At 46.9% G+C, this 20,683-nt stretch carries 15 protein-coding genes; 9 read left to right on the plus strand and 6 right to left on the minus strand.

What is annotated here, in order from left to right; all coding sequences use genetic code 11:
• Positions 1 to 18 precede the first annotated feature (18 nt).
• The 3 genes from ACJJI1_RS05265 to ACJJI1_RS05275 all read left to right on the plus strand — a co-directional run bounded on the left by ACJJI1_RS05265 (position 19) and on the right by ACJJI1_RS05275 (position 4,538).
• Positions 19 to 321 (plus strand): hypothetical protein, encoded by a 303-nt coding sequence (locus ACJJI1_RS05265; protein ID WP_444958750.1) that lies wholly within the window; start codon positions 19 to 21, stop codon positions 319 to 321.
• Between the two features lie 818 nt (positions 322 to 1,139).
• Complete coding sequence (locus tag ACJJI1_RS05270) at positions 1,140 to 3,665, plus strand: plasma-membrane proton-efflux P-type ATPase (protein ID WP_444958751.1); 2,526 nt, start codon at positions 1,140 to 1,142, stop codon at positions 3,663 to 3,665.
• 24 nt (positions 3,666 to 3,689) lie between these two features.
• Positions 3,690 to 4,538, plus strand: coding sequence for a polyphosphate kinase 2 family protein (locus tag ACJJI1_RS05275; RefSeq protein ID WP_444958752.1), 849 nt, complete (start codon positions 3,690 to 3,692; stop codon positions 4,536 to 4,538).
• A gap of 91 nt (positions 4,539 to 4,629) precedes the next feature.
• Here ACJJI1_RS05275 and ACJJI1_RS05280 read toward each other — a convergent pair whose 3' ends face one another.
• Both ACJJI1_RS05280 and ACJJI1_RS05285 read right to left on the minus strand, forming a co-directional pair.
• Complete coding sequence (locus ACJJI1_RS05280; protein WP_444958753.1) at positions 4,630 to 6,441, minus strand: Ig-like domain-containing protein; 1,812 nt, start codon at positions 6,439 to 6,441, stop codon at positions 4,630 to 4,632.
• An 829-nt stretch (positions 6,442 to 7,270) separates the two neighbouring features.
• Positions 7,271 to 7,585: a cupin domain-containing protein gene (locus tag ACJJI1_RS05285; RefSeq protein ID WP_444958754.1), complete on the minus strand. Its 315-nt coding sequence runs from the start codon at positions 7,583 to 7,585 to the stop codon at positions 7,271 to 7,273.
• A gap of 333 nt (positions 7,586 to 7,918) precedes the next feature.
• On the opposite strand from ACJJI1_RS05285, the gene ACJJI1_RS05290 reads away from it, so the two are divergent.
• Positions 7,919 to 8,977, plus strand: a complete 1,059-nt coding sequence (locus tag ACJJI1_RS05290; protein ID WP_444958755.1) for a hypothetical protein — start codon at positions 7,919 to 7,921, stop codon at positions 8,975 to 8,977.
• A gap of 80 nt (positions 8,978 to 9,057) precedes the next feature.
• On the opposite strand, the gene ACJJI1_RS05295 is transcribed toward ACJJI1_RS05290, so the two are convergent.
• Together ACJJI1_RS05295 and ACJJI1_RS05300 are read right to left on the minus strand one after the other, a co-directional pair.
• Positions 9,058 to 10,527: an aryl-sulfate sulfotransferase gene (locus ACJJI1_RS05295; protein ID WP_444958756.1), complete on the minus strand. Its 1,470-nt coding sequence runs from the start codon at positions 10,525 to 10,527 to the stop codon at positions 9,058 to 9,060.
• A 631-nt stretch (positions 10,528 to 11,158) separates the two neighbouring features.
• Positions 11,159 to 11,287 carry a hypothetical protein gene (locus tag ACJJI1_RS05300; RefSeq protein ID WP_444958757.1) on the minus strand — a complete coding sequence of 43 codons (129 nt, stop codon included), beginning with the start codon at positions 11,285 to 11,287 and terminating at the stop codon, positions 11,159 to 11,161.
• 102 nt (positions 11,288 to 11,389) lie between these two features.
• Between ACJJI1_RS05300 and ACJJI1_RS05305 the strand changes: the two genes are divergently transcribed.
• Entirely contained in the window at positions 11,390 to 11,662 is a 273-nt protein-coding gene (locus ACJJI1_RS05305; RefSeq protein WP_282931071.1) for a hypothetical protein, read from the plus strand.
• Positions 11,620 to 12,066 (plus strand): L,D-transpeptidase family protein, encoded by a 447-nt coding sequence (locus ACJJI1_RS05310; protein ID WP_238152069.1) that lies wholly within the window; start codon positions 11,620 to 11,622, stop codon positions 12,064 to 12,066. The genes ACJJI1_RS05305 and ACJJI1_RS05310 overlap by 43 nt, the downstream gene beginning before the upstream one ends.
• A 67-nt stretch (positions 12,067 to 12,133) precedes the next feature.
• On the opposite strand, the gene ACJJI1_RS05315 is transcribed toward ACJJI1_RS05310, so the two are convergent.
• Together ACJJI1_RS05315 and ACJJI1_RS05320 are read right to left on the minus strand one after the other, a co-directional pair.
• Positions 12,134 to 13,537, minus strand: coding sequence for an alanine/glycine:cation symporter family protein (locus ACJJI1_RS05315; protein WP_444958758.1), 1,404 nt, complete (start codon positions 13,535 to 13,537; stop codon positions 12,134 to 12,136).
• A gap of 177 nt (positions 13,538 to 13,714) precedes the next feature.
• Positions 13,715 to 15,232 (minus strand): MFS transporter, encoded by a 1,518-nt coding sequence (locus tag ACJJI1_RS05320; RefSeq protein ID WP_108734680.1) that lies wholly within the window; start codon positions 15,230 to 15,232, stop codon positions 13,715 to 13,717.
• Between the two features lie 186 nt (positions 15,233 to 15,418).
• Here ACJJI1_RS05320 and ACJJI1_RS05325 point away from each other — a divergent pair, with 186 nt between their 5' ends.
• The 3 genes from ACJJI1_RS05325 to ACJJI1_RS05335 all read left to right on the plus strand — a co-directional run bounded on the left by ACJJI1_RS05325 (position 15,419) and on the right by ACJJI1_RS05335 (position 20,679).
• Positions 15,419 to 17,860, plus strand: a complete 2,442-nt coding sequence (locus tag ACJJI1_RS05325; RefSeq protein ID WP_444958759.1) for a glycoside hydrolase family 31 protein — start codon at positions 15,419 to 15,421, stop codon at positions 17,858 to 17,860.
• A gap of 51 nt (positions 17,861 to 17,911) precedes the next feature.
• Positions 17,912 to 19,825 carry an alpha-amylase family glycosyl hydrolase gene (locus tag ACJJI1_RS05330; RefSeq protein WP_444958760.1) on the plus strand — a complete coding sequence of 638 codons (1,914 nt, stop codon included), beginning with the start codon at positions 17,912 to 17,914 and terminating at the stop codon, positions 19,823 to 19,825.
• A 260-nt stretch (positions 19,826 to 20,085) separates the two neighbouring features.
• Positions 20,086 to 20,679, plus strand: a complete 594-nt coding sequence (locus tag ACJJI1_RS05335; protein ID WP_444958761.1) for a hypothetical protein — start codon at positions 20,086 to 20,088, stop codon at positions 20,677 to 20,679.
• The last annotated feature ends 4 nt before the right edge of the window (positions 20,680 to 20,683 follow it).

Genomic DNA, 20,683 nt, shown 5'->3' on the forward strand with positions numbered 1-20,683 from the left:
ATCTTTCTAGGAGGTTCTGTGGCTTGGAAATGCCAAAACTGTAGTACAGAGATCGAAGAATCCAGCTTTGAAGTTTGCTGGAACTGCGGCTGTGAGAGAGGGCAAGCAAAGCCACCTGAATCGAAGACCCAGGCCCTTAAATGCCTTCGCTGTGATTCGGCGATGCTAGAGCTAGGTTCCAAAGAGCTTCACGAGGGCACTCGATGGGGCGCAATTGGAAATCTCGGGGAGTTGTTTGTAGATAAACAAGCGCTCGATATGTTTGCTTGTGCATCCTGCGGCAAAGTTGAATTCTTCTTACCCAGCGCAGGCGAAAGATAACAAGGCAATGTAGGTGGATTTGAGCCAGCCCGGCTCTGCTCGGGCCTCACAATTTTAGCCCGGCAGTCTGCTCCCGCTAAGTGGAGCATTATATTTTTTATTCAGTCTTTAGTTTTATCAACAAAGGGAAATTGTTCGTGAAAGAAGGAATTGAAAAAATTAAAAGTGAGGTCAGTTCAAAAATTTTGTTCTGGAAAAATATAAAAAGCCGTAGATTTAAAGCCGGTTTAATCGTAATGTTTATTGGCATAATTTTCTTAAAATTTTATACAACCATTTTCACCTTTGACTGGTTCGCTAACTTAATCAAATCGTTATAGACTAGCTTGCCAATATAACAAGTAAATCAACATGACACCTACGGCTTACATTATTTTGGTGTTAGCTACAAGACTTACCCACGTTTAATAGACACCCTGTATAGTTAGGTTTCGGCCTATCGTGAAATGCACTATAGCTAAAGAGAGCTTAGGCATACACGGAAAGCACCTGCATATGGCCTATACCTTAGGCCTGTTGGCCAAGGACTACAGCACGGATTGCTATTCGAAACCCCGTAGAAAAATCGCGACGTTATCAAGATAGGCTACCCTGCAGCTTAATCAGTTGTCACGGATATATCCCTTTCAATATCCCGTAGGAATAATGGTTTTTCACGCCAGCTTAATGCCGGCTGTTTTACCTCTAATTCTACACCTCCAAATTTCCCTTACCACCGTCACCAATGTCCACATAGCAATTGGCGCAAACTGCTAAATTGAAGTATCCAGTGCTGGAACAGACTCCACAGGTAAACCTTTGTCATTGGGAAACCCAAAGTGCAAGGTCAAGAATCATCGCCAAATAATCAAAACAACAGCGACCAGCAATCGCTGGATTTGCAGAACGCTGATATTGATGCAGTTTACACTGAACTAAACACATCACCCGCCGGCCTCACCAAGAATGAAGCCAACGCCCGCCTGCAAAAATATGGTCCCAATGCCATTCAGGAGAAGGAGCAAAGCGCACTCGCTAAGTTTCTGCGATTTTTCTGGGGCCCCATTCCCTGGATGATTGAAGCGGCCGCATTGCTCTCCGCATTAATTGGCCACTGGCCCGATTTCGCCATCATTATGGCCCTGCTGTTGTACAACGCGATTGCCGGGTTTTGGCAGGAACACAAAGCTGCCAATGCGCTGGCAGCACTGAAGGCCAGTATGGCCCCCAAAGCCAATGTATTAAGGGATGGGGAGTATCAATCCATCGATGCGGCGATGGTGGTCCCAGGGGATATAGTGCGAATCAAGCTAGGGCAAGTCGTGCCCGCTGACGTGCGCTTTACCGAAGGGAAATCCATCAGTATTGATCAGGCCGCCCTTACCGGAGAATCTCTACCCGTCAGTAAGAGCATCGGTGATATTGGCTATTCCAGCAGTATCGCCAAACGGGGGGAGATGACCGCTGTTGTCATTGGTACCGGGCACAATACATTCTTTGGGCGCACCGCCCAACTTGTTGCCGGCGCAGGGCAAAATGCCTCACATTCGCAGAAAGCCGTCACCCATATCGGTGACTTCCTCATCGTGCTGTGTTTGGTGCTGGCCGTTATTCTGGTGGGCACAGAGTTATACCGCGATATCGTGGTCGCCGAAACATGGCACTGGTCAGATATCATCAATATTCTTCGCACTGTACTGGTGTTGCTGATCGCATCGATTCCCGTTGCCATGCCTTCGGTCATCACTGTGACCAATGCTCTCGGTGCCCTGGCGCTATCCCGTAAAAAAGCGATCGTATCGCGGCTGGAATCCATCGAAGAGTTGGCTGGTGTTGATATCCTCTGCTCAGATAAAACTGGCACCCTCACCAAGAACCAATTGTGCCTCGAAGAACCTACCTTATTCAGCGCGGAAAACAACGACCAGTTAATTCTTGCCGCCGCTATCGCATCTGAAGCAGGCGCCAGTGATCCAATTGATCAAGCAATTTTTGCCGGCCTGAAAAATAAGGAAGAACTGAAGAAATATAAGGTTGAGGAATTCACTCCCTTTGATCCGGTGAGCAAACGCACTGAAGTCAAGGTACAGAATCAGGATAGGCAAACCCTATATTTCAGCAAAGGGGCCCCCCAGGCTATTGTCGACTTATGTAACTTGAGTGGTGCGGAGGCCGACAAAGCCACTGCTTGTGTGCAACAACAGGCCTCCAGGGGACTGCGCTCCCTGGGCGTTGCGCAGAAGGCAAACGGCTCACCGTGGCAATTCCTGGGCATTCTGTCTCTTGAAGACCCACCTCGGGATGACTCCAAAGACACTATTCAGCGCGCACGGGAACACGGGCTTCAAGTAAAAATGATTACGGGCGACGATGTGGCTATCGGCAAGGAAATCGCCACCCAAGTCGGTATTGGAACAAATATTTTCGCTGCCAGTAGTGTGTTTAAAAAGTCCCAGGATATGGACCACCTGCCATCTACTACCGTCGACACCGTTGAACGTGCAGATGGGTTTGGGCGGGTTTTTCCCGAACATAAATATGCCATTGTGAAAGCATTGCAAGGCAGAGGTCACCAAGTTGCCATGACTGGCGATGGTGTGAACGATGCGCCGGCCCTTAAGCAAGCTGACTGCGGTATCGCCGTTAGCGGAGCAACCGACGCCGCACGCGCGGCTGCAGCCATTATCCTGACCTCTCCCGGACTATCTACCATCGTCGATGCCATCGATGAGGCCCGAAAAATATTTGAACGCATTATTAACTACGTACTTTTCCGAGTATCCATGACTCTGGATATTATGGTGGTGGTTGTCTTTGCTACCATAATGTTCGGCTTCTCGCCCCTAACCCCGGTTATGATCGTACTAGTGGCTCTTCTTGATGACATCCCCATTATGACCATTGCCTACGATAATACTCTGCTTCCCAAGGAACCTGTGCATTGGCAAATGCGAGACCTATTACTGGGCTCCAGCATTATCGGCCTTTTTTCTATTGCTCAAACAATGGGTATTCTCTTTATTGGAATGGAATGGCTTAATAACACCAACTGGCAATCCTGGATCGCATTAAATAAAGAGCAAATTCAAACTATCGTATTTTTACAGATCGTAGCGGGTGGACATCTACTGTTATTCGTTGTGCGCTCTCGTACAGCTTTCTTTTCCAAACCACTACCCGCATTCCCTCTGTTTATCGCAATTGTTGGCACCCAAGCATTTACCGTGCTGATGTGTGGATTCGGCTGGCTGGTACCGGCGATACCCTGGACTATAATCGGCCTAGTATGGCTATACATGATTATCTGGATGTTTTTCCTGGACCTGATCAAGAAACTTCTTTATCGAAGATTAAGTGATATCTGAGCCATCCCAAAAGGCCTAACGAAGGTGGGCAATCGAACCATGAATTGTTTCGAAGATTTCAGGGTAAAGCCTAGCAGCAAGATAAAGCTCTCCGAAATAGATCCGGGCTTCAAACATTGTTACGAAAGTCGTGAAGAGGCACTCCCAGATACCCAACGTATGGATGAGCAGATACGTTCATTCACTTACAAGCTTTACGCTGAACGTAAAACATCTCTACTTATCTGCTTGCAGGGAATAGATGCCTCGGGGAAAGATGGCACCATCAAGCATGTATTAGGCGCAACAAATCCACAAATGTGTAGAGCGATTTCCTTTAAGGAACCCTCAAAAGAAGAGAGCGAGCATGATTTCTTATGGCGATATCACAAAGTAACCCCCGCTCATGGACATATATCAATCTTTAATCGCTCTCAGTATGAAGGTGTGCTGATTGAGCGAGTGCATCGTCTGGTTCCGATGGACATTTGGAGCGAACGCTATGAACAAATTAACAACTTTGAAAAATTACTCTCTGAAAGCAACACAATAATACTGAAATTTTTCCTTTATATCAGCCAGGATGAGCAGTTGGAGAGATTCAAGCAACGTATTGATGATCCCTCCAAACAGTGGAAAATCAGCGAAAGTGATTATACTGAGGCAAAATATTGGGATGAGTATATCTGTGCTTTTGAAGATATGCTAAATCAATGCAGCACCGAATACGCGCCCTGGTTTGTTATCCCCGCAAACCACAAATGGTTCCGGGACTTGGCTGTAGCCTCAATTATTTCTGAAGCATTAAAAAAATTGAACCCCCAGTTTCCTGCACCCACCGTCAACCTGGAAGAGATTAAAACCAAGTATCATCAACTTAAGAATTCGCAATAAACTAAAACCCCAAAAAGTAAGGGAGATGATAAACTTATTTACCATCTCCCTTAGCCACAGCTTCAATCTAGCACAATCAATTTTGAAAGCACTACTGCGACTTAAAAATCAAAATCCTATTGTTCGCTGAGTCAGTAACAAACAGGCTATCTTTATAGCCAAAGACCCCTGTTGGAAGGCGTAGAGTGGACGCACTGGGATGTTCACCGGTATCATGAACTCCGTCTTGATTAGAGTCATTATAAGCAGATTTCACAAAATCACTTTGCCCCAAGACAGAATCCGCAGCAGTATAATTTTCTTCAGGCCACTGATCCCAAATTAACACTCGATTATTCTCGGTATCGGTTACGAATAGCTGAATTCCATTTGACCAAATTCCTAACCAGGGATAACTTAAATCCTTTTCCGTTGCATTATCCGGTCTCTCATCAACACTAAAATTTTCCTGCCCAAGTACAACATCTGCTGCACTATAGTTCCCTGTGGGAAATTCATTCCAGAGCAAAATTCGATTGTTTAGAGAATCTATAATTGCAAGCTTATCTCCATCACTCCAAACTGCAGAAGGGTCAGCAAGAGTTTGAGCTGTTGGTCCCCCACTATTACCATCCGAGCCGGTATTAGCGGTACAACTCTCTGTTATAGGCTGACCAATAACTAAGCTTGCGGTTGTATTATCTTCTGTTGGAATACTACCCCAAACCAACACGCGAGAGTTAATTTCATCTACAGCTATAAGTTTTCCATCAACTAAAATGGCAGATGTTGCTTTGTCATCGTCACCACTATAACATCCATCGCCCCCCTTGCCCCATGCTCCTAAAACCACTTCAGGGACTGCCGTCTCGTCCATAGGGACTTGATTATAAATCAAAATCTGCCTTTCCCTTTCAACCTGAGAAATAATTAATTTACCATCATTAATATTTGCCTGAACTGGCATTTGAAGCGACTTTCTATCATCCGACGAATCGGAGCTATCCAGACTATCGACACCTAGAGCAAAATCAGCAGAAGCCCCATTCGAGAAAGGTATTTCGTTAAAAACCAAGACACGCTTATTTCTTCGATCCGTTATAAATAGTTTCCCATCAGAACTAATAGCAGGATTACCGGCGGGAAAGACTCCAAGATTTTTAGCACTGATCCCAGAAACCATGTCTGAAAAATTATCCTGACCAATCACCACTGACGCCGGAGCAAAGTTCTCGAAATACATCGGCACAGTAAAACTCCTGTTTACTGTAGGAATGGGATTTCCCGCTAAATCCATTACATCAACGCTTATTGTGCGTTCCTGCCCAGCGATCCAGTATACTCTTGGGGTAACAGTTAGCGTATCATTTTCGACAGCAGTAGCAGACCAAACAACCTTGTAGTCATCTTCAAGTAACATCCCGCCTAATTGAAGACTATCTACATCCATAGTCTCAGAAAATTGCACTTTAAAAGAATCGTTCTTTTCCAGGCGAATATCCTGTGGAAGTATACTATTTACAGTAGGGGTAAAGTTCTCAACTTGATACTTAACAGCAATCTCCGTCATTTGATTGCCAGCGCTGTCCTGAGCATTGATTATTAGGGATAGCTCTTCCCCTTCCCCCCAAACATCGTTCGGCCTCAGCTCTAATGAATCTTCACTAACTTGGTATAGCTCCCCGAGTTCCTGCATAGAACCAGACAGTGAGATATCACCTAGCTCTACTGGCTCATCAAAGTTTAGTAATACCCTTTCACCTTCTTCGATAGTGCTACCACCTGCAGGAATAAGGGTCAAACTTGGTGCAGTAATATCACTAGTCTCTTCAGGAGATTTTCCTCCACCTGATCCTCCGTTACAACCGTATAGCGATGAGACAATAGCAAGGCAAAGAGTTGCTTTTAAAAACTGAACTTTCATTTCTTCCCCAAGAAAATGGTTACTTATCAACACAGGACCATGCTAATTTATTTCTCACGAAGAAATGATACGTGAACTAGCAATTTATACCGATTGTCATAAGTAACACGTTTTATGGCGGAAATTGGCGCACAACTTTAAGTAAATATATCCAATTAGTACTAATGCCCTACAATCATATTTGGCTTTTAATAAAAGAGTTTTCTCCTAGTACGACGAAATTAATTTCATCTCACTATTAAAATGAACAACATCATTTACTACAGATATATCATCTAAAATAAAAAATCTAGGATTTACTTCACCGACATATAAGATATTTTAAATTGCATTTACCGGGACTAAGTAAGAAGAGCGCAGAGACTATTTATGAATAGTGAAGTTTTTACAAGCTAACTTTCCCAAAAGTCTCATTCAGAAAAGAAAACCTCTAGAATAAATATACACAGGGTATAACCACCAGATAACCTAGCCGCTGATCTAGCTATAGAAAGCTGAAAATTTGATTAATTATTTTCTTATAGTATTACTTAAGATAATACTATAAGAAAAAACCAGGTAGCATACACTACCTGGCAGAGAAGGATTTGACTTGGTATCAAACGATCAGACCAAATTAAAGCCGTTCAATTTAAGCAAAGCGCCGAAAATTTTAACAGGCCTCTACGGTATATGGAGATATGCACAGGCTGACCTGCTAGTCAGCGGTCTCTCTACTTTTAAAAATAACAATATTAACTCGTCAGTGGACTTTAGATCCGATTTACATTAATAGATAAAGAACTCTCGATAAGAGCTCATAAGATTTATATCTTAAAAGATAACTGCTTCACTGAAAGAAAACTGCCAACCATATAGTGGCCTCATCTGCAGCTGTCTCCACCACCCGATGCCTTTGATCTGCCCTAATCAACAAGTTATCCCCCTTCCCCAGGTGGTGCCTCTCACCATTTTCCATTTCTATAACACCATAACCGGAAAGTACTAACACCCACTCATGCTCATCTTGATCATACCACCCTGTTTCAGGCGAGGACTGCCCGTAAGATATAATCCGCTCAATCCTGCAGCTTTTCCCCTCTAGTAAATTCTCAAAATGCTCCTTAGAGTGATCACCTGGTAGTTGAGTAAAAAAATTACCCATAGTCTCCCCTAACATTAAATCGGCATGAAAAAACAATTTACAAAAATACAACTATACTAAAATCAATAGACTCTACAAATGGGATTAATATAGAAAAACATACGCCAACCGAAATCAAAATGAGCCCGAGACCAGAAAATAGAATATCTTTTACTAAACTCTCAATATTGGCTCTTTGACGCCCCCAAAAACACAACACTCACATAAAATATAAAATATAAAATATAAAATATAAAATATAAAATATAAAATAGATCATTCGAAATAGATATGAGCACCTATTAAATAGCAGCAGATACCAGATCACGATCTATAAAACATAAAGAACATATAATGACTATATATTTACATTCAGGGCTACACAAAACCGGCACCACAGCAATACAATGTTACGCTTATAAATATAGAAAGCTATTAAGAAGTAAAGGTATTTTATATCCCATTATTCATCGAAATTTAATTAGCATAGATAAGGGTCACCATCTTTTTGCACACTCATTTTCCGATCACCCTGAGAGCCCGCCTATATCCAGAGGAAAGTTACTAGCATATGATTGGAAGTCAAAGTCGCAAAAAAATAACCTTGATCTATTAATTAGTGCAGAGCCTATTTGTCGACATACTTACAAAACAAAAGATTGTTCCTGGATGGAGGCTCGGCACCATTATTTAGAACTACTCTCCAATACAATACCCCCAGAGCAAACCAAAATCATCTTAACCTTGCGCAGACAAGATAATTTTGCCCAATCTCTCTACAAAGAACATATTATGAAAGGAGTATCTCCACTAGCGAAACTGTCATTTAAGGAGTTCCTATCAAAGATAGAAGGGAGAAACCTGAACTTTTATAAAAATATAGCAGCCTTCAAAAAATTCTTTCCCGATATCAAAATAATTATTTACGAACAGTTATGTAATGGAGATCTACCAGTTAATTTTTTTCGCACCTTAGGAATCTCTGGCCTGCCAAACTCAAACAAAATTATAAGGGAGAGCCTTTCAAATGAAGAGGCCGCTTTAAAGCAGATATTAAACCAGCAAATACACTCAAAATCTGAAAATGCAAAACTATTAAAATGGATAAAATCTGACAATACACAAAATATAATCAAGCGAACACTACCAAGATCACCACACCTATGGAACTCTGATGAAGATAGAGCTAATTTTTTAGATCGATATTCACAGGAAAATAAAAAAATAAATGATGAGTTCCTCGAAGGAGGTGAAGAACTTTTCCCATCAAATCATACACCTCCCCAAAAAAAGCCTAACATTATCACGCTAAAGCCATATTTAATTAAAACACTTCAAGCCCTATCTAGTGATATTCAACAGTTACTGGGGGAATACCGCTTTAGAAACATAATCAATGCTATAGAGCACTGATTGCCAAATCTGGTTAGAAGTCCTTAAATAAGAATCGCCAGCAACAAAGTATGTTACTGGCGCCTAACCAGTTAGCGGGTCTAAAGTGATAAATCACTTACCACTGATATATCATTCCAAGAAAAACGCTCAGCACGATATACACTCGTATCATTGACTTTCATCTCCCAAACCGTCTCTGCAGTCTGATCGTCGGCGACTTCAACAATATATGCATCTCTATTGTTGCCGGTACTAGCACTGGATGGGCCGCCCGCGCAAAGTAGAATATTCCCACCGGGAAGTTCATCTACATCCCCTAAAGAATTGGTGTACTTTGGTGCAACGTACTCCCAAGTTTGCACTGCCACCATTTCCTCTGTGTTTAAAGAGAATTTCACTGCGCGGCTATTATAGATCTCACCACTGTATTCAGACTCATTCCTATTATCGTAAATCAGAATGTCTCCGTCTGACGCAAGCATGGCTGCATGCTGAGAAGCCATCCAGGTGCCAGCTTGCAATGAAAATAATTTCTCAAGAAATCCCTCGGAAGCATCCAAATTCCTACCCATAATCCAGTTTACTTCGCCACTATTATGATCAATATTGACCACCCAGCTTTGAGAGCGACTTGACAGTAAAATCGAATTATCCTCAGAAATATAGTGTAATGAGTTAGAGTGAGTCCAATCCAGTGCACCATTGCTCGCTTCTCGACTGGCTAACTCACCGGGGAAACGCTGAGTATCGAGATGATCGAATGCAGACCATTCCCATACAGTATTGCCCTGCCCATCCACTTCAAGAATCGCATCTCCTTTTATCAATTGACCATCAATTGTTTCATAGGCGTTTGTTAATACCAGTAAGTTTCCATTTTCAAGAAGAATTGCATCGTGGTGATAGGCTGGCAGCTCAAATGATTGCAGCGTTTCACCAGCAAAGGAGATAATCCTTGCTTCCTGATCCAACAGCAACATTAAATTGCCATCCTGTAAATTGCGCACTACCGGTGCTCCGGTGAGAGGAATGTCTCCATGGAGGTACCAAACAACCTCACCCTCTTCATCGAATCCCCAAAAGGTATTATCCCTATCACCTGAAGGTGCAAAAATAGTTACACCTCCTTCGCTTTGCTCTGTAAACGCAGTTACCTCAACAGGGGGAGCGCCTTCAGGTAACGAACCCGTCTTGAAAGAAATAGTCGAGCTCTGCACAACGCCTCCACTTTCCAGCATTGCCAGTGCAGTAAAACGGTAAGTGGTATCGGCCCTTAAACCTACTAGGGTCATATCATGCGCTGTGCCCCAGTTGGTATAATTTGTTCGCCGACGGTCGGTTACCGCCGAATTGATTCTGATCGCCACTCGCGACTCACTGCTAGTCGATACTTGCGCATTAACCATTAAACTATTTAGTGGATGCATCGAAAGGGTTAATTCTACTTCGTCATCCAAAGCAAGCAGAGCTTCATTCGCTTGCTCTACCTCAACACTCACGCCCGGATTGCTGTACAGCATTACAACAAATACTAGAAAAAATATGGGTAACGTCGATCTTCCAGTCATAGCCAAATCCTATTTAATAAATAATAAAAATAATCATCTCTACCCTGGTGTTTCATTTTCAGGGGAGCTTCCAATAATCAGCTATCACATAACGCAAAAAGGGTGGATTCGTTTACTTTGTTTTCAAACAAGAAAGAAATATTTTGAGCGATCCCGAAAAGAAAATTTCTTTATTGAATTTTCTAATGCGCAAAGGCCTGCACAACAAATATGAGAAATGGGATAAATGTGGATAACGGTATAGTTGCGACACTTACTAAGATGAAATAAATAACAATAACTTTTTGAAAGCTATTTCTATTATTCTGGTGTGATTCAAGAACGCTGTAAATTGACTCGCAAGTTACGGTAGATAACTCATAAAACCTTAGCAACTAAGACAAAATTCCTCAAAATCACTAACAACTAGAAGAGCATCCTCTAAGAGAACCTCAGTATATTCCTTTTTGTTGTCACCAGCCCTTAAGACCCACCTTACCATCCCTTGGACTTGTAGTGGTTCATACCGCCGCAGTACCACCCCGCAGCCGAGGCCGAGTATACGGTTATCTGCTTTGGGGAAATCACCAGCTATGGACTTGTCCCTGTAGAAGGGCAGAAATACTTGCCCTAAGACAAACTGTAGCTGGATTCAAAATCCACGGTTGTTTACACGGCCCACCGGTAGTAGAGAGGTGTGTAATGCATAGCCGATCTTCGCTGCAAAATCATCAATCCATTTCCACGAAACAGAAGGGATCTCTACGCAAAAAATCATCATTCGCCGCTGCCGTAGTGATTGTGGGATCAGCAATTCTTGCCCCACTAACCTATGCCGTGGATTATTCCAATTCCCGCTATAACTCGCGATACAGCGCTCAACATGGACATGGAAACTACGGAGCACACTCCAGGTATAGCAGGGACTACCGAGCAAATTCACGGCATAGCAGGAATTACAGATCGCACTCAAGGCACAACCGGGACTACAGAGCACACCCCCGATACAACAGAAATTACAGGGCGCATTCCCGATACAATAGGAATTATCGGGCTCACTCCAGATACGGAACACATTCCAGATACGCGGCGAATCCACGGCATAGCCGCCATATGTGGTTTAAATCCAATATTCAGGGAACACCGCGTATTGTGATCGACCTCAGTGATCAAATGGCATACTTCTATAAGGGCGGGCGCCTGGCCGGCATGTCCCCGGTATCTACCGGCAAACCCGGACACCGCACACCTACCGGTAACTTCCGTATTTCACAGAAGAAATACAGCCATCGATCAAATCTGTACGGTCACTACATCAGCCCACGGGGCTATGTAATGCGCAGCAATGTGGATGTGCGCCGCCACCGCAAACCTGCGGGTTCTCGATTTCGCGGGGCATCTATGGATTACATGATGCGTATCAATGGCCCCGTTACCATGCATGCCGGCCACGTCCCGGGATATCCCGCCTCTCATGGCTGTATTCGTATCCCCTGGCATATGGCTAAGATTTTTTATGCCCACGCCAAGGTTGGTACCAAGGTGTCCGTGGTGCCTTAAGTTGGAAGTAACAGGTAAATTTTTACCAAGCATAAAAAAGGCGGACTATTTAGTCCGCCTTTTTTAATTAGGAAGCCTCGGCCTCTTTTCTCTTTGTTAAATCCATACGGGTAAAATAATCGTGAGCCGCTCGATTAACATGCCTTGCCAGCAATAAAGTAGACACCATTGTTGGAATCGCCATTACCGCATACATCCCGATGATGATGCTGTTTACCGCACTTAAAGAAGCCACCGCACCCAATATAATCAGCACCATGTAGAGTCCGGTATAAAGACCCTGCCAGCGGCCACCGAAAAGAAAAACATAGCACTTCATACCGTAATACCAGCAGGTAACGATAGTGCTGAAAGCCAGCGGAAGGACCATTAGCAGTAGCAAAATTGGGCCGAACTGCCCAAACACCTGAGAAAATGCCTGTGCAGTCAGGGTAACGCCAGCAATATCCCCTTCCTGCTGCCAAGCGCCAGTCAGTAGTATCACCAGGGCAGTACAAGTGCAGATAACCAGTGTGTCTACAATGGGGCCCAGCATGGCAACCACGCCTTCTCGAACTGGCTCACGGGTTTTAGCTGCACCATGGGCCAAAGACTCTGTGCCTATACCCGCCTCATTAGAAAATGCGCCCCGGCTCACCCCTACTGTGATGACCGAACCCAGAGTACCTCCAGCAATAGCTTGACCGCTGAAAGCATCCGAGAAAATTAGCGCAAATGCTGCCGGTACCTGCTCCCAGAAGCTGGCAATTACCACAAGGGTCATGCCCAGATAAAACAGCACCATGCCCGGCACTACTCTTGCGGAGAATTTACCGATACGCTGGATACGACCGGCTATAACATAGGCCGATGCAACAGCAATTAATAAGCCAATAACAAAATCAAAAGTGAATGAACCTCCGGGCGCTACCCAACCCAAGGGCTCAGCAAAAGACTCGCGCAATAGCTGCGTGGTTTGATTGGACTGAAACACCGGCAACATACCGCAGAGTCCCGCCACGGCAAACAGTACTGCGAGCGGCATCCAGCGTCGGCCCAACCCCTCGCGAATAACATACATGGGGCCACCTTGTAGTTCCCCGGAGGCATCGCGACCGCGAAACATCACCGCCAGCGTTGCTGTATAGAACTTGGTAGCCACCCCCACCAGGGCGGTTACCCACATCCAGAAAATCGCCCCAGGTCCACCAATCGTAATTGCGATGGCAACCCCGGAAATATTGCCCAACCCTAGGGTTCCCGACAGCGCTGTGGAGAGTGCTTGGCTGTGATTCACTTGGCCAGGGTCATTGGGGTCATCGTATCGACCACTTAAAAGCCCAATACTGTGCCCAAGATGGCGATAGGGACGGCCACGAGAATAGATTAATAGCGCGAGGCCTCCACCAACGAGTAGCAATAATAAGGGGGGACCCCAGACAAAACTGGCAAAAGCCTCTAATGCCTGATCAATAGCAGGGAATATCGACATAATTTAATTCATTTCCGGTGAGATCCGCCCAGTCTAGGTACGCTCACACCAGACTGTCAAAATACAGCCATAAAACTCTGCAGCCCCATAAATGCGAAAAATATAGAAAAACCTGGAATCCCGGCAATAAAAAAGCCCCAAATAGGGGCTTTTCTAACGATCTTTTACAACTTTTTATCAAGCTGTAGTAGTTGCCTTTAATGCGGGCTCGGGTTCTGAACTCTCCCTCACCAGCGCTACCGATATAGCGCCAAGCAACATACACACCCCCGCCAGAACAATGATGTAAATTGCCTGGTTTTCGAAAACTGTTTTCAATATCAAGCCAGCTACCAGGGCGGAAACAATCTGCGGGGCTGCGATAGTGAAATTAAAAATCCCCATATAAACACCAGTCTTATCCGCCGGCAGTGAGTCGGAGAGGATCGCATAGGGCATCGCCAGAATAGCGGCCCAGGCAATGCCCACACCCACCATCGGTAGCAATAATCCCAGGGCGCCACTGGGTACGGAAACTTCTGTAATCAACAGATTCACCTGTGTGGGATCGCCCCCCTGGAAGAACAGGAAGCTGATGTATCCCAAACCGCCCAGTGCCAGCGATAGGGAATAAGTGAGCTTACGCCCCAGCACCTGAGACAAACGGGCCAGGACAATAGAGAAGATCGCTGCAAACAGGGAGTAAGCAGCAAAAATAATTCCTACCCAGTCACCGGCAGCACCCTTAGCGGCAGCGATATGTGCGGGAATTTCTTTGACACTTTCCAGATAGGCGGGATCAAACCACTTGGCTTCCACTCCCCAAACGTGCTGAGTGATTGCTGGCGTGGTGTAAACCCACATAATAAACAGGGCAAACCAGGAGAAGAATTGCACCAGGGCCAGCTGGCGCATAGTGCGCGGCATTTTAATTAGCAGCTGGAAAAAACCGATCAAGCGCTTTGCCAGTGGAGCTTTTTGCTGTCGCTCCCGCTCAAGTTGCGCGGAGTCGAGACCTTTATAGGCATTGTACTGCTCCGGCGGATACTCTTTGGTGCGCAGCACAGTCCACAACACACTGCCCAGCAGCACTGTGGCGCCGATATAGAAAGCCCATATAACGGAGGGCGCCACCTCTCCCGCACGGGCAGTATTTTCCAAACCAATCACATTAGTCAGGATGAATGGCAACATGGAGCCGAAGATGGCGCCAATGTTAATCAGCAAAGACTGTATCGAGTAACCCAGGGTGCGCTGCTCTGATGGCACCATGTCGGATACCAGGGCGCGGAAAGGCTGCATGGTCACGTTAAAGGCCGCGTCCATCAGGGCCAACATAACGCCGCCAAAGATAATGGGGGCCACTATCGCCACCACAATCCCGGCATTGGGCATAAACGCCATCCCCAGGGCTGCGGCGATGGCACCAAAAAGGATAAAGGGGTTGCGGCGACCGAAGCGACTCCAGGTCCGGTCCGAAGCTGAACCCACGATCGGCTGTACGATCAGTCCCATTAGCGGCGCCACTATCCAGAATAGAGACAGGGAGTGAAGGTCCGCCCCCAGATCAGACAAGATTCTACTGGCATTGGCATTTTGCAGAGAAAAGCCAAATTGCACCCCGAGAAAACCGAGACTGACATTCCACACCTGCCAAAAGGGCAAGCGCGGTTGCTGGGCTTGCGGCGCAACGGCGCTGCTTGCTGATTGGGTCATAGAGGTCACCGCATCACTAGTTATGCTTATTCTGCCATTCTCACACGCACTCCCGGAGCATCCATCCTCCCCCATAGGGGAGGATGCGGGCCAGATCCTTCGCTTTAGGATAAACTCAGGCCCATGCGTATACGCCGGGCCAACACGAAACTGTGAATCCTAATCAAGCAACTGAAGTCCCGCGCGATGATCCTAAAACTCCCACTCCTGCGCCTGGTGTGCCTCGCAGCTACACTCTGCCTGAGCGCTCAATCCCTGGCCGCTGAACAGCGCAACTACCGCGATCACACCATGAGCGAAGACTCACTAACTGTACAGACGAGTGAGGGCGAGGTCACCCTCACCCCGGTTGGTCCGTCAGCGCTATCGGTGCACTATCGCCGCGAAGGCCTGAAGCAGTTGCCCTCATTTGCGTTGGCCACCAATTCTGCTGGCCGATCCGAGGCGATGCTGGAGCAACAAGGGGACAAGCTCGTTTACCGCACTGGCTCGCTTACTGCAGTCATCCACAAGTCTCCCTTCCGAATCGAGTACTTGCGCGGTAGCGAACAAATCCTGAGTGAAGAGAGTGGTTTCTTTGCCACCGAGACGATGCGCGGATTCCGTTTCGCACTGTCGCCAGAGGAAAAACTGCTGGGTGGCGGAGAGCGGGTTATGGGGATGGACCGTCGCGGTCAACGCCTGCCCCTGTATAACCGTGCCCATTACGGATACACCACCGAATCCAACCAGATGTATTTTTCCCTGCCAGCAGTACTGTCCAGCAACAAATACATTCTGCTGTTCGACAACTCTGCCACCGGCACCCTGGATCTGGGCGCAAACGAAGAAGATATCCTGCAATTTGAAGCTGTAGCCGGGCGCACCGCTTACATCGTGGTAGCCGGTGATACTTATCCACAGTTGCTGGAAAATTATGTATCCACCACCGGCAAACAGCCCCTGCCACCCCGTTGGGCCCTGGGTAACTTCGCCTCGCGCTTTGGCTATCACAGCGAAGCTGAAGTCCGCGCAACCGTGGATAAGTTTGCCGAAGAAGATTTCCCCCTGGACGCCCTGGTGTTGGACCTCTACTGGTTTGGCCCGGATATCAAAGGCCATATGGGCAACCTGGCTTGGGACAAGGAAGCCTTTCCCGAACCAGAAAAGATGATGGCCGACCTTAAAAAACGCGGCATCAATACCATCCTGGTGACCGAGCCTTTTGTCCTCTCCACCTCCGAGCGCTGGCAGGAAGCCGTGGCGAATAATGCCCTGGCCAAAAACCTGGCCGGAGAACCCAAGCGTTTTAATTTCTATTTCGGCAATACCGGCCTGATCGATGTCTTCTCCGAAGATGGCCGCGACTGGTTCTGGAATATTTACGACGGGTTATTGGAACAGGGCGTAGCCGGCTGGTGGGGCGACTTGGGTGAACCGGAAGTTCACCCCTCCGATACCGTTCACGCAATCGGTATGGCCGATGAGATCCACAACGCCTTCGGCCACGCCTGGGCGCAATTACTGCACGAACGCCAAACGGCAAAGCACCCTGAGCGTCGCCCCTTTATTATGATGCGCGCCGGTTTTGCCGGCTCCCAGCGCTACGGCATGATCCCCTGGACCGGCAACGTCGCTCGGGAATGGGGTGGCTTACAGCCCCAGGTGGAATTAGCTCTGAGTATGGGCTTGCTGGGCTTTGGCTACACCCATTCAGACCTGGGAGGCTTTGCCGGAGGTGAAAAATTTGACCGCGAACTCTACATCCGCTGGTTACAGTACGGCGTATTCCAACCGGTTTACCGCCCGCACGCCCAGGAGCATATTGCTTCCGAACCGGTTTTCCATGATCGCCGCACCCGCGATATCCTGCGCGAGTATGTAAAACTACGCTATCGCCTGCTGCCCTACAACTACACCCTCGCCTTCGAAAACAGCCAGACCGGCATGCCGCTGATGCGCCCGCTGTTTTTCGAAAACGAAAGTGACCTATCTCTCCTGAACTACAAGGATGCCTACCTTTGGGGGCAGGACTTCCTCGTTGCCCCGGTCGTGGAAGAAGATGCGGATGAGGTCGCGGTAAAACTGCCCGGCGGCACCTGGTTCGATTACTGGACTGATGAACAATATTCTGGCGATCAGGCTCTGGTAGAGGTGAACCTGAAAACGATTCCTGTACTGGTGCGGGCCGGCGCCATTATTCCCACCATTGACGATATTCACAGCAGCCGCGATTACTCCAGTAAAAACCTGATCCTGGACTACTACGCGCACCCATCAGCAGCAAAGTCCGAGCGCTATGTTTATGAAGATGATGGCGCTACCGCGCAGGCTTTTGAAAAAGGCAAATACGAGAAGCTGCATTTCTCAGCTGAAAACAAACAGCAGGGTTTAACCTTCGCCTTTAATCGAGAAGGAGACGGTTATACCGGTATGCCGGAATCCCGCAAGGTCAATTTAAAGATCCACAACTGGCAACAAGTGCCTGCGCAGCTTGATGTTACCGGCGAATCCCTGCCTATTTTCGACAGTGAAAAAGACTTTGCTCAGGCACCCCGTGGGGCCTGGTACAACAAGAGCAAGCAGCAACTGCTGGTTAAATTTGACTGGCACAAAGAACCGCTGGATCTAGTGCTCAAAAATCAATAATTCAGCAAACCGCTGTTCACTGACAAAAAAATTTAAAGTCATCAGGAAACAATGAAGAAGTTACATTCCCTGTTTATTGCCAAACTCCTTTCGGCTTCCCTACTGGGCGCTGCTCTATTCGGCACTGCCGGCTGCAGCCAGGAGAGCAGCCCGGAAGAATTACAGCCCGCTGAAAAAGTTGCGGAGAAAAAAGCCGTTATCTACCAAGTGCTACCGCGCTTATTTGGCAACACTAACAGTACCAACAAACCCTGGGGCACACTCAAAGAGAATGGTGTGGGCAAGTTCTCCGACTTTACCCCAAAAGCACTGAATGAAATCCACGCGCTGGGCGCCACCCATATCTGGTACACCGGCGCCCTGCACCACGCCCTCGTTGGCGACTATACGGAATACGGTATCAGTAACGATGATCCAGATGTGGTCAAAGGCCGCGCCGGCTCTCCCTATGCCATCAAGGATTACTACAGCGTAAACCCAGACCTGGCCAATAACCCAGCAGAGCGATTACAGGAATTCCGCGCACTGGTGGAACGCAGCCACGCGGCCGGCCTGAAAGTAATTATCGATATAGTGCCCAATCATGTAGCCCGCGCCTATCATTCTCTCGATAAACCCCAAGGCGTGCAGGATTTTGGAGCTGGCGACAACACCCAGGTCACCTACGCCCGCAACAACAATTTCTACTATGTGGTGGGCGAAGACTTCCGCGTGCCCGTTGCAGAAGACAGTTATCAGCCACTCAATGGCGAAGCCAATGATCTTGTCGATGGGCAGTTTGTAGAGAGTCCAGCTAAATGGACCGGTAATGGCGCGCGCAGTGCACAACCTGCCATGCACGACTGGTATGAAACCGTCAAAATTAATTTTGGCGTTCGTCCCGATAACAGCAAGAACTTTTCTGAGCTACCCCAGGAGTATGCCGAGCGCGACTACCGGGCCCACGCCCAGTTTTGGGCAGACAAGAAAGTCCCGGATACCTGGAAAAAATTCCGCGATATCGCCCACTACTGGCTGGACTTTGGCGTGGACGGATTCCGCTATGATATGGCCGGTATGGTGCCGGTAGAATTCTGGAGCTACCTGAATTCCTCCATCAAAATGCGCAACCCCAACACACTGTTACTTGCCGAAATCTATACTCCAGAGCGCTATCGGGATTATCTGCATCTGGGCAAAATGGATTATCTCTACGATAAAGTCGGTACTTACGACGCTATTCGTGCGGTCATGGAGAACAAGGGCAGCGCAGATAAAATCGCAGAGGTACAGGCAAGCCTGGTAGATATTTCCTCTCATATGTTGCGCTTTATGGAGAACCACGACGAGCAGCGTATTGCCAGCGCACAATTTTCTGGCAACCCAGAGGCAGGCAAACCTGCAATGCTGGTGTCTGCCATGCTCTCTCCAGCCCCTACCTTGGTTTACTTTGGCCAGGAGTTAGGAGAACCCGCCAACAAAGATACCGGCTTCGGCAAAGCCAGCCGCACCACCATTTTCGACTACTGGTCAGTACCCAGTGTACGCCGCTGGAACAATGAGGGCGCTTTTGACACTGCACTGCTGACAAAAGAAGAAAAAGAGCTGCGCAGCTTCTACCAGCGCCTGCTTAATTTCTCCAAACAGAGCCCGGCCTTACTTGGCGATTACCTGGACTTGCACAGCTACAACCGCAAGCAAAACTCTGGCTATGGTGAAAAACAATTTTCCTTTGCCCGCTGGAGCGAACATGAAAAATTGTTGGTAATCGCCAACTTCGATAACAGGGCAGTGGAGTTTGATTTTCAGTTGCCTACAGCACTTCTAGAGGCCTGGAAACTACAACCGGGCAGCTACCTGGCTGAAAGCCAGATATCCAATAAGGTGGCAAACCTTATCTTGGAAAAAGACCAAGCCTCCACAAAGATCCAGTTGGCACCCTACGAAAGCCATATCTTTGCAATATCCGCTGTTCCCCAGAAATAGCCACTCAGCCCTGGAGGGGATTACTCCCCTCCAAGAACGCTTAAGCACAGCAATTTATACCCACCTTATCCCCTTTCTCACAACATATTCCCGACAATCCCTAACCATACTCATCAGGTAACTCGCTTGACATAAACACTACTCCATGTATATTGCTCACAATTATATTGTGCACAATTTAAATAAAAGCCGAAATTGATATGCAAGGGGACATTATGAACCGACAACATAGCCGCTATTTTTCACCACTAAACCTAATTTTGGCTGCACTTTTAGCATCAGTAGCACTTCCTACAATGGCTGAAACTAACAAGGCTGAACAGGGCGAAGCACCTATCCAGGTAACAGACGAGACTTTTAACTGCATCCGAGATATGACCAAGGTGCGGGGGTTTTATGTGGATAATTTACTGGGAGATCTGGATGGGACTCTAGAGGTCGCAAACTCCAGCACTGGAGGTGTTTATCCTCCTGGATCAGTGGTCCAGTTAGTACCCGGGGAAGTGATGATCAAACACCAAAAAGGCTTTAACCCCGCCACTAAAGATTGGGAGTTTTTTGAACTGGATGTTTCTGAGGAAGGCAGCAAAATCCGTAAGCGAGGTTTTGTTGATGTAGTTAACCGTTTTGGAGGTAACTGCTTTGCCTGTCATGTCCAGGCCAAACCGCAGTGGGATTTAATTTGCGAGACCGGACACGGCTGTGAACCCATACCATTAACAAAAGAAATACTGGCCTTGCTGCAAAAAACCGATCCTCGTTGTGAATCGAACCCAAAGTTAAATCAAGAAGAGATTGCAAAATTGCAGGCGCTACAACAAGCTCTGCTGGCTAAAGAAAAAGAAAATAAATAACTAA

The sequence above is a fragment of the Microbulbifer maximicatervae (SeqCode) genome (assembly GCF_052467065.1).

Excerpts from the sequence above, each read along its gene's own strand:
- ACJJI1_RS05280 (WP_444958753.1), bottom strand. The coding sequence starts at position 6,441 with ATGAAAGTTCAGTTTTTAAAAGCAACTCTTTGCCTTGCTATTGTCTCA.
- ACJJI1_RS05285 (WP_444958754.1), bottom strand. The coding sequence starts at position 7,585 with ATGGGTAATTTTTTTACTCAACTACCAGGTGATCACTCTAAGGAGCAT.
- ACJJI1_RS05290 (WP_444958755.1), top strand. The coding sequence starts at position 7,919 with ATGACTATATATTTACATTCAGGGCTACACAAAACCGGCACCACAGCA.
- ACJJI1_RS05295 (WP_444958756.1), bottom strand. The coding sequence starts at position 10,527 with ATGACTGGAAGATCGACGTTACCCATATTTTTTCTAGTATTTGTTGTA.
- ACJJI1_RS05300 (WP_444958757.1), bottom strand. The coding sequence starts at position 11,287 with ATGATGATTTTTTGCGTAGAGATCCCTTCTGTTTCGTGGAAATGGATT.
- ACJJI1_RS05305 (WP_282931071.1), top strand. The coding sequence starts at position 11,390 with ATGGACATGGAAACTACGGAGCACACTCCAGGTATAGCAGGGACTACC.
- ACJJI1_RS05310 (WP_238152069.1), top strand. The coding sequence starts at position 11,620 with ATGTGGTTTAAATCCAATATTCAGGGAACACCGCGTATTGTGATCGAC.
- ACJJI1_RS05315 (WP_444958758.1), bottom strand. The coding sequence starts at position 13,537 with ATGTCGATATTCCCTGCTATTGATCAGGCATTAGAGGCTTTTGCCAGT.
- ACJJI1_RS05320 (WP_108734680.1), bottom strand. The coding sequence starts at position 15,232 with ATGACCCAATCAGCAAGCAGCGCCGTTGCGCCGCAAGCCCAGCAACCG.
- ACJJI1_RS05325 (WP_444958759.1), top strand. The coding sequence starts at position 15,419 with ATGATCCTAAAACTCCCACTCCTGCGCCTGGTGTGCCTCGCAGCTACA.
- ACJJI1_RS05330 (WP_444958760.1), top strand. The coding sequence starts at position 17,912 with ATGAAGAAGTTACATTCCCTGTTTATTGCCAAACTCCTTTCGGCTTCC.